Consider the following 7157-nt stretch of genomic DNA (forward strand, 5'->3'; position numbering starts at 1 on the left):
CCACGGCGAGGCCCCGCCGAACCGCTGTGAAAGGAACCACGCGATGAGCACCGCGCACGCCTTCCCCCTGGAGCCCGCCCCGATCCACGTCCCCGACGCGGTCCTCGACGACCTGCGCGCCCGCCTCGCCGCGACCCGGCCGCCGCTGGACGAGGGCAACGAGGACTGGTCGTACGGCGTCCCGGCCGACTACGTGGGCGACCTGGTCGCGTACTGGCGGGACGGCTTCGACTGGCGGAAGGCCGAGGCGGCGATCAACCGCCACGAGCACTACCGGGCCGATGTCGCGGGCGTACCGGTGCACTTCATGCGCGAGCCCGGCCGCGGCCCCCGCCCGGTGCCGCTGATCCTCACGCACGGCTGGCCGTGGACGTTCTGGCACTGGTCGAAGGTGGTGGGCCCGCTCGCCGACCCGGCCGCGCACGGCGGCGACCCCGCCGACGCGTTCGAGGTGATCGTGCCGTCCCTGCCCGGCTTCGGCTTCCCCGGCCCGCTCACCGGTTTCCCGGACGTCAACTTCTGGAAGGTCTCCGACCTCTGGCACACGCTGATGACCGAGACCCTGGGGTACCGCAAGTACGCGGCCGGGGGCTGCGACATCGGCGGGATCGTCACCAGCCAGCTCGGCCACAAGTACGCGGACGAGCTGTACGGCATCCACATCGGGTCCGGGCTGCCGCTCGACTTCTTCACCGGCCCGCGGGCCTGGGACTTCGCCCGGAACCGGCCGCTCACCGACGACCAGCCCGCCGACGTCCGCGCCCGGATCACCGAGATGGACCGCCGCTCGGCGAGCCACCTGGCCGTGCACATGCTCGACGGCGCGACCCTGGCGCACGGGCTGAGCGACTCCCCCGCCGGGCTGCTGGCCTGGCTGCTGGAGCGGTGGAACGCGTGGAGCGACAACGGCGGCGACGTCGAGTCGGTGTTCGGCCGGGACGACATGCTCACCCACGCCACGATCTACTGGGCGAACAACGCGATCGCGACGTCGATGCGCTACTACGCGAACGCCAACCGGTACCCGTGGACGCCGGCGCACGACCGCACCCCGGTCGTGGAGGCGCCGGTCGGGCTGACCTTCGTCGGGTACGAGAACCCGCCGGGCGTGCACAGCGGCGAGGAGCGCGTCCGGGCGTTCGAGGAGGGGCCGCAGGGCGCGTGGTTCAACCACGTCAACGTGACCGCGCACGACCACGGCGGCCACTTCGTCCCGTGGGAGAACCCCGACGCGTGGGTGTCCGACCTGCGGCGCACGTTCCGCGGCCGGCGGCCGTGACCGGACGCGCGCAACTCGTGCGTCACCGGGTCCGGACCCCGGCGGCGCCGCGCTGCGTCCACGCCCACAACAGCAGCGCGGCAAGGCTGAACGCCGCGCCGAGGACGCACACGGCCCCCCAGCCCGCCGCGGTGTAGAGGGAGGTCGCGGCGAGGGCGCCGGTGGCGCTGCCGGCGGAGTAGAAGACCATGTAGCCGCCGATGAGGCGGCTGCCCGCGTCCGGGTGCAGGGCGTGGATCAGGGTCTGGTTGGTGACGTGGACGGCCTGCACGGCCAGGTCGAGCAGGACGATGCCGAGGGCGAGCGCCCACAGCGAGCTGCGGGTGAACGCCAGCGGCAGCCACGACGCGGTGAGCAGCGCGAGCGCGGCGCCGGTGGTCCGGCCGGAGTGCCCGCGGTCGTTGAGGCGGCCCGCCGCGGTCGCGGCCAGGGCCCCGGCGACGCCGATGAGCCCGAACGCGCCGATCGCGCTGTGGGAGAGGGAGTACGGGGCCTCGCTGAGCGGCAGCGCGATGCTGCTCCACAGGGTGCTGAACGCGGCGAAGACCAGCAGGCCGAACGCGGCGCGCAGCCGCAGGAGCGGTTCGCGGGCGAAGAGGGTGACGGTGGAGCGGAGGAGTTGCCCGTACCGCAGCTTCGGCGTCGGCACCCCTGTCGGTGTCGGGGTCGGGATCGGTGTCGGGGCCGACACGCCGGCGCCGCGCGGCAGGACGCGGTGGAGGACGAGGGCGAGGAGTGCGGTGAGGGTCGCGGAGGCGAGGTAGACGGCGCGCCAGCCCGCGAGGTCGGCGAGGAGGCCGGACGCGGTGCGGGCGAGCAGGATGCCGGTGACGACGCCGCTGGTGACCAGGCCGACGACGCGTCCGCGGGCGGCGGGCGGGGCGAGGGCGGCGGCGAAGGCGACCATCGTCTGGGTGACGACGGCGAGGAGCCCGGTGGCGGCCGTCCCGGCGAGCAGGACCGCCGCGGTGGGGGCTGCGGCGACCGTGGCCAACGCGCCGACCAGGAGCAGGAGTTGGGTCACGACGAGGCGTCTGCGGTCGGCGGTGTCGCCGAGCGGGACGAGGAGGAACAGGCCCAGCGCGTACCCGACGTGGGTGAGGGTGACGACGCTGCCGACTAGGGCCGGGCTCATGGCGAGGTCGTGGCCGATGGTGACGAGGAGGGGTTGGGAGAGGTAGACGTTCGCGACCGCGGCGCCGCAGGCCACGGCGAAGAGGAGGACGACGCGGCGGGACAGGGTGTGGGCGGGGCCGCCGTCCTCGTCGCCGCGGGCCGGGCGCGGGTCCGCCGCTGCCGCCGAACTCCCTTGTGCGTAGGCGGGGTTCTGCGGGTGCGGCAGGCCTGTCCGGCCCGCCGACTGCCCCGCCGCCTGCTGTGCTGACTGCCGTGCTGCCTGCTGTGCTGCCGCTGTGTCCGCCTCGCAGTGTCCGGGCACGGGTGCTCCTCCCCAGAGATGGTCCGACTTTGGTTTCAACTTGCTACCAGCGTGACCGTAGCCCGGCTTGGTAGCATGTTGCAACCAGACTGGGAGTGAGGGTGTTCGCCATGGTGAGCAGGACCCGTTTCGACGACGCCGCATGCCCTGTGGCGCGATCCGTGGACGCGATCGGCGACTGGTGGTCCCTGCTGATCGTGCGGGACGCCTTCGACGGGAGCCGCCGCTTCGGGGAGTTCCAGCGCAGCCTGGGCGTGGCGAAGAACATCCTCACCGCGCGCCTGCGCACCCTCGTCGCAAGCGGCGTCCTCGAAACCGTCCCGGCCTCGGACGGCAGCGCCTACCGCGAGTACGTGCTGACCGCCCGGGGCAGGGCCCTGTTCCCCGTCGTCGTGGCGCTGCGCCAGTGGGGCGAGGACAACTGCTTCTCCCCCGGCGAGGAGCACTCCGAGCTGGTCGACCGCGAGCACGGCGAGCGCCTGCGCCCGCTGGAGGTGCTGGCCGCGGACGGCCGGCGCGTGGACCCGGACGACACCATCGTCCGCAAGGTCCCGTCCGCCTGAGGGCGGCCGTGCGGCGGTCGTCCGGCCGTCGTCCGGCGGCCTCAGGGCGCCCCGAGGTCGGCGGCGCGCCGGGCTGCGTCGGGTTGCGTCGCGGCGGCTGCGCCGCGGCCGCGGGTGCGGTCCATCTCCCGCCATTCGGGCCGCAGTCCGGCCAGGCAGGTGACGGCGAAGTACGCCGCGCCGCCCGCGACCAGCACGGGCACCAGTCCGGCGGACGCCACGGCCGCGCCAGCGAGGAGACCGCCGAGGGGGATCCCGGCCCAGGACAGGGCGTCGCCGAGCGCGTTCACCCGCCCCAGCAGCGGCCGCGGCACGCGCTCGAACAGGACGGCCGCCAGCACGGGGTTGAGGAATCCCGCCCCGAACCCGGCGACCGCGAACACGGCGAGCACCGCGCCCATGGGCGCGTCGGCGGCGAGGACGAGGAACCTGGGTGCGCCGGCGAGCAGGAACCCGCCGAAGAACACGATCCGGCGCCGCAGCCGGTGCGCGGCCGCCGCGGCGACGAGGCTCCCCGCCACGGCGGACGCGCCCATCACGGTCCCGGTCAGCCCGATCGCGGTCGGCCCGTGGCCGGACTCCTTGGCCCAGACCGGCAGGAGGACCGAGGAGAACGCCATGTCCAGGAGGTTGGTGACGCCGAGCATCACGATGACGGTCAGCAGCAGCGGTTCGCCGCGCAGGAACGCGAGCCCTTCGCCGAACCGCCTCCAGTAGCCCGGCTCCCCCGGCTCCCCCGGCTGCCCCGGCTGTTCGCCGCCGCTCTCGGCTGCGCCTTCGGGGCGGTGGTCCTCGTACGCGCGTCCCATCGCGGGTGGGAGCGCGAGCGCGACGACGAGGGAGCCGAGGGCGAAGCAGGCGGCGTTGACGGCGAGTCCGGCGACCGGGCCGAGGAGTGCGACGAGGCCGCCGCCGACCGCGGGGCCGAGGGTGGACGCCAGGCGCTCGGTGACGCCGGACAGGCCGGTGGCGCGTTCCAGCGGGACGCCGCCGCGCTCGGCGGCGTCCGGGACCATGACCTCCTTCGCCGAGTCGGCGGGGCCGCGGGCCGCCCCGACGACGGCGACGAGGGCGAGCAGCAGCGGGAAGGACAGCAGGCCGAGGACGTGGAGCAGGGGGACCGCCGCGGCGGCGGCTGCGCTGGCGAGGTCGGTGGTCCAGGACACCGGCCGCGGGCCGATCCGGTCGACGAGCGGCCCGGCGAGCGCCTTGGCGGCGACGTAGGGGGCCATCTCGCAGAACGCGACCAGCCCGGTCCGGGTGGCGCTGCCGGTGGTGACGAGCACGAACCAGGGCAGGGCGACGGCGGAGACGCGCGTACCGGTGAGGGACACGGCCATGGCGGTGAGCACGGCGGCCAGCGGGCGGACCGACCGGGGTCGCGGAGTCTGTGTGTGTTCGGGGCCGGTCGTGGGCGCGTCGCCGGTCACAACGGCTCGGCCTCTCGCATGTCGCGCGCGTCGTCGCCCGTGTCGCGGCCCGTGTTGCCGTCTGCGCTGCCGTCAGGGTTGTCGATCGGGTTGTCGTCGGGTTCGGGCAGTACCAGGGCGATGACGCCGACGCGCGCCGATCCCTCGGGTGCGTCGGCGGCGGTGTCGGGGAGGTCGCGGCGGTAGCGGTCGAGGACGGCGGTGAGTTCGCGGCGCAGCGCGGCGGTCTCGTCGGCGGTCAGGCGCAGCGCCCAGTCGCTCATGTCGAAGCCGTCCCGCCAGGCGCGGGGCATGGTCTGGAGGCCGTTGAGGGTCTGCTGGACGCGCAGGGTGTAGGTGGCGGCGACGGACTGGAGGTAGGCGAGGGTGGCCTCGGGTTCGAGGTCGGCCAGGTCGCGGTCGCCGAGTTCGGTGACCTGGTGGACGGCGCGCCACCAGCGTTCGCGGGCGTTGCCGAGCGCGGTGTCCTCCGCGACGAATCCGGCGGCGCCGAGTTGGCGCAGGTGGTAGCTGGCGGTGCCGGAGTTGACGCCGAGGCGTTCCGCGAGGCGGGTGGCGGTCGACGGGCCGTGCTTGCGCAGCAGACCGACGAGTTGCACGCGCACGGGGTGGGCGAGGGCACGCAGGCCCTTGGCGTCCAGGACCACCGACTCCCCGGTCGGGACCTGGGCGTTGTCGGGCTGCGGGGTGTTGGGCTGCGGGTTGTCGGGCGTGTTCGCGGTGTCGGTCACGCCGTCCACGGTAGACCGCAAACACTTCTTCGCAAACACTTCTTCGCAAATGAGTGTTCGCGAAGAAGTCTCCGCGAAGGTCCGGGACGCCCGGGTTCGGGTCCGTCAAGCGGGTCACTCCACTACCGTCCGCCCCATTTGTCACTTATTGTCCGAAGGGCATGGGGAGTGGCGAGCAGGCGTGAAGCGAGAGGGGCCCGCGGTGGCACTGCACGAGGCGAGGGACCCGGGCGCACCCGACGCGTCCACGGACGCGTCCGCCGACGTCTTCTCCACGGCGCTCAGCCGGCACACGCTGTCCAAGTACCGGATGCCCGACCACCACTCCCCCGCCGACGTCGTCTACGCCGTCATCCACAACGAACTCCTCCTCGACGGCAACGCCGCGCAGAACCTCGCGACGTTCTGCACGACCTGGACCGACGACGAGGTCCACCGGCTCATGGACGAGTGCCTCGACAAGAACATGATCGACAAGGACGAGTACCCGCAGACCGCGGAGATCGAGTCCCGCTGCGTCAACATCCTCGCCGACCTGTGGAACGCCCCGACCACCGCCGGCGGCAACGCCATGGGCTGCTCCACAACCGGCTCCAGCGAGGCCGCCATGCTCGGCGGCCTCGCCCTCAAGTGGCGCTGGCGCGAACGCCGCCGCGCCGAGGGCGAACCGGCCGACCGGCCCAACCTGGTGTGCGGGCCGGTGCAGATCTGCTGGGAGAAGTTCGCCCGCTACTTCGACGTCGAACTGCGGCAGGTCCCCCTGGAGCCGGGCGCCACCGGCCTGCGCGCCCACCAACTCCGGGACCACGTCGACGAGAACACCATCGGCGTCGTCGCCATCCTCGGCGTGACCTTCACCTGCGACTACGAGCCCGTGCGGGAGATCGCCGCCGAACTCGACCGCATCCACGCCGACACCGGCTGGGACGTCCCCGTCCACGTCGACGCCGCCAGCGGCGGCTTCGTCGCCCCGTTCCTGCACCCCGACGTCGTCTGGGACTTCCGCCTCGAACGCGTCGCCTCGATCAACGCGTCCGGCCACAAGTACGGCCTCGCCCCGCTCGGCGTCGGCTGGGCCGTGTGGCGCAGCGCCGACCTCCTCCCCGACGACCTCGTCTTCCGCGTCAACTACCTCGGCGGCGACATCCCCACCTTCGCCCTCAACTTCTCCCGCCCCGGCGGCGAGATCGTCGCCCAGTACTACAACTTCCTGCGCCTGGGCCGCGGCGGCTACCGCAGCGTCCAACAGGCCTGCGCCGACACCGCCCAGGCCCTCGCCCGCGAGATCGCCGCCATGGGCCCGTTCACCCTGCTGTACGACGGCAAAGGCGCGCTGCCCGCCGTCTCATACACCCTCACCGACCCCGGCGGCTGCGGGTTCAGCCTGTACGACCTCTCCGACCAGCTCCGCATGCGCGGCTGGCAGGTCCCCTCCTACCCGCTGCCCGCCGACCGCGACGACACCGTCGTGCAGCGCGTCCTGATCCGGCACGGCATCGGCCGCGACGAGATCGCCCTCCTCGCCGACGACATCCGCCGCTCGCTCGACCGCCTCACCCACGGCGCGCCCGCGGACGCCGACCGCGCCGGATTCCACCACTGATGCCGCTGCCGACCCCGGACACCGCCGACATCGACTTGGCCGCCGTCGTCGAGTTCGTCACCGCCGCCACCGCACCGCACATCGGCGCGGGCGAGGTCGCCGACTACATCCCC

6 protein-coding genes are annotated in these 7157 nt (G+C 73.7%); 3 read left to right on the plus strand and 3 right to left on the minus strand.

The features are described 5' to 3' along the window. Window positions 1-43: 43 nt before the first annotated feature. Window positions 44-1279, plus strand: a complete 1236-nt coding sequence (locus ACRX5S_RS04115; protein ID WP_436771337.1) for an epoxide hydrolase family protein — start codon at window positions 44-46, stop codon at window positions 1277-1279. 22 nt (window positions 1280-1301) lie between these two features. Here ACRX5S_RS04115 and ACRX5S_RS04120 read toward each other — a convergent pair whose 3' ends face one another. Beyond that, a complete protein-coding gene (locus ACRX5S_RS04120) occupies window positions 1302-2519 on the minus strand; it encodes an MFS transporter (protein WP_436771707.1) in 1218 nt (405 codons plus the stop codon). Between the two features lie 308 nt (window positions 2520-2827). On the opposite strand from ACRX5S_RS04120, the gene ACRX5S_RS04125 reads away from it, so the two are divergent. Continuing rightward, a complete protein-coding gene (locus ACRX5S_RS04125; protein WP_436771338.1) occupies window positions 2828-3280 on the plus strand; it encodes a winged helix-turn-helix transcriptional regulator in 453 nt (150 codons plus the stop codon). 41 nt (window positions 3281-3321) lie between these two features. Here ACRX5S_RS04125 and ACRX5S_RS04130 read toward each other — a convergent pair whose 3' ends face one another. Together ACRX5S_RS04130 and ACRX5S_RS04135 are read right to left on the minus strand one after the other, a co-directional pair. Beyond that, a complete protein-coding gene (locus ACRX5S_RS04130; RefSeq protein ID WP_436771339.1) occupies window positions 3322-4710 on the minus strand; it encodes an MFS transporter in 1389 nt (462 codons plus the stop codon). Further along, window positions 4707-5441 carry an ArsR/SmtB family transcription factor gene (locus tag ACRX5S_RS04135; protein WP_436771340.1) on the minus strand — a complete coding sequence of 245 codons (735 nt, stop codon included), beginning with the start codon at window positions 5439-5441 and terminating at the stop codon, window positions 4707-4709. The genes ACRX5S_RS04130 and ACRX5S_RS04135 overlap by 4 nt, the downstream gene beginning before the upstream one ends. 202 nt (window positions 5442-5643) lie before the next feature. Here ACRX5S_RS04135 and ACRX5S_RS04140 point away from each other — a divergent pair, with 202 nt between their 5' ends. Beyond that, complete coding sequence (locus tag ACRX5S_RS04140) at window positions 5644-7044, plus strand: glutamate decarboxylase (protein ID WP_436771341.1); 1401 nt, start codon at window positions 5644-5646, stop codon at window positions 7042-7044. The last annotated feature ends 113 nt before the right edge of the window (window positions 7045-7157 follow it).

It is taken from the genome of Yinghuangia sp. YIM S09857, assembly GCF_051388915.1.
In the GTDB taxonomy this organism is placed as follows: Bacteria; Actinomycetota; Actinomycetes; order Streptomycetales; family Streptomycetaceae; genus Yinghuangia.